General features: G+C 44.8%; 1 protein-coding gene and 1 tRNA gene. Both read left to right on the top strand.

Going from position 1 to position 2,231, the window contains the following annotated elements; translation table 11 throughout:
• Positions 1–282 precede the first annotated feature (282 nt).
• The gene (locus C4S60_RS23385; protein ID WP_103882951.1) at positions 283–1,908 is read left to right on the top strand and encodes a methyl-accepting chemotaxis protein; all 1,626 of its coding nucleotides are present in this window, start codon (positions 283–285) and stop codon (positions 1,906–1,908) included.
• A 228-nt stretch (positions 1,909–2,136) separates the two neighbouring features.
• Positions 2,137–2,212 (top strand) — tRNA-Phe (locus C4S60_RS23380).
• Positions 2,213–2,231: the final 19 nt, after the last annotated feature.

The raw sequence follows: 2,231 nt of genomic DNA, 5'->3' as shown, positions 1-2,231 counted from the left end.
TAGACCCATAGACCCATAGACCCATAGACCCATCATCGCTTTCTGCTATCCTGCTAACAATCCTCGATTCATCAGTTCATTGCGTACTCTGAGGTTTTTCTATTCAAATGACTGAACGGTTTACTCGACACCTTTCGATAAATCTTAAATAAAAAAGATATTTTTGTTCGCGAATTTAATCCCGATCATAGTTTCTGAACTGGTGGCTTTTCATAGAAAAATGGTGAGGTATTCTGCATGAAAATACTGATATCGATATGATATACAAATTGAGTACGGAATATGACACTTAGGAAACAAACATATTTATTATCAATAATTATCTTGTTGGCACTGGTTATGGTCATGGCTACTGGACTGTGGTCGCTTAAAGTCGCCAGTAACAATGACAACAAATCTCGTGTGTCGGAGATCTTTGCAAGTACCTACTCTACTGTAGTCCAGCTCGAACAATTGGCTCTAGAGGGCTCATTGTCAGAAGCGGAGGCCAAAAAAATTGCAACGAGGATTCTGCGTAACAACGTCTATAAGGAAAACGAGTATGTCTATGTTGCGGACAGCAACATGGTCTTTATAGCTGCGCCTCTAGACCCTCAGTTGCACGGCACCAGCTTTCATGACTTTAGAGATAGTTCTGGCAACAGTGTCGCCGATTTGATTCTAAAAGCATTGGGTTCAAGCTCAGACAGGTTGATTGAGTATACCTGGTCACAGCGTCTTGCTGATGGGACGGTAGAGGAAAAGCTCTCAATTGCAGAAAGAACGCCACACTGGAACTGGGTTGTGGGTACCGGAATTGGTTTTAATGAAGTGAATGAGCGTTTCTGGGCTACTGCTAAGTGGCAAGTAGCCTTATGTCTGAGCATCATAATCTGTATTGTTAGCTTATTGTTGGCTTCGCTCAGGAAGATCACGTCTATTCTGGGCGGAGAGCCTAACGATGTGCTGCTGGCAGTGCAGAGTGTTGCTGATGGTAAGATCAATACTCAATTCGAACAAAACGCGAAGCAAGGCAGCATTTTTCATTCTGTACAGCTCATGAGTGCTTCACTGGCGTCACTACTGACCAGTATAGAGAAAGTGACGGGCTCTATTTCATCGCAACTCATTGAGTCGGAAAGGCGGACATCGTCCATTTCTGCTCTAACGGCAACTCAACAACAGAGTACTGAAATGATAGCTACGGCAATGACGGAAATGGCATCATCAGCAGCTCATGTTGCTCAGTCAGCCAGAGATACTGCGGTCAGTACAGATCAAGCAGATAGACAAAGCCAACATGTAAGCCAGCTTATTCTGGCTACCGTATCTAACATCGAAGGATTAGCCGTTCAACTCGATGGTGCCAGTGGCGCTGTGGCGGATCTGGATTGTGATGTCAATAATATCGCTCGTGTCCTTGAGGTGATCGGTGATATTGCGGAACAGACGAACCTATTGGCACTAAATGCGGCCATTGAAGCGGCAAGAGCGGGTGAGCAGGGGCGTGGCTTTGCTGTTGTTGCAGATGAGGTGAGAAACTTAGCAGGACGAACACAGCAAAGTACTAAGGAGATCCAGCAGATGATTCTCAACCTACAGGCTGGCTCACAGAATGCGATTGAGAGCATTCGGCTTTGTGCTGAGACTAGCCAGGCTACTGTTGTGGAGTCACAAACCGCTTCACAAGCACTTCAGGAGGTCGTCGGTAGCCTTGAAGCAATTACTGAAAGAAGTCAGCAGATAGCGACAGCGGCCGCAGAGCAGACAGAAGTGAGTGATGATATTTCACAACGTATTAATATGATAGAGCAGAGTGGCGGTGAGCTTCGGGGCGTGGTTGACCTAAGTCGTGAGGCCACAAGTGCGTTGAATAAGCTTTCTGAAGAACTAAATGATAATGTGGCGCGATTTGAAGTAAAAAAATAACTCTAAGGGTGAAACTGATGGTGAAAAAAAGCAGTTAAATGTAGTTTTATTTAACGTCTAAAAGGTGGTTATCTATCTGTGAAAACCAAGCTCGCCTACTGGCAGGGCTTGTTTTTAAGCGCTAAATGAATAAAAACAGAACGCTAAGTATAGAAAAGCACCAAACGATATTTTTTTTGCAATTTAGTGTTGACGTTAAGGCTGAAAAACCGTTTAATACACCCCGTCGCCCGGATAGCTCAGTCGGTAGAGCAGAGGATTGAAAATCCTCGTGTCGGTGGTTCGATTCCGCCTCCGGGCACCACAATTTAGATTGTTGGTGC

Source organism: Vibrio hangzhouensis (genome assembly GCF_900107935.1).
GTDB classification, from domain to species: Bacteria; Pseudomonadota; Gammaproteobacteria; order Enterobacterales; family Vibrionaceae; genus Vibrio; species Vibrio hangzhouensis.
The sequence above is the reverse complement of the archived record's forward strand: the minus strand, read 5'-3'. Positions and strand labels throughout refer to the sequence as shown.

Coding starts and splice junctions, on each gene's coding strand:
- C4S60_RS23385 (WP_103882951.1), top strand. CDS start 283: ATGACACTTAGGAAACAAACATATTTATTATCAATAATTATCTTGTTG.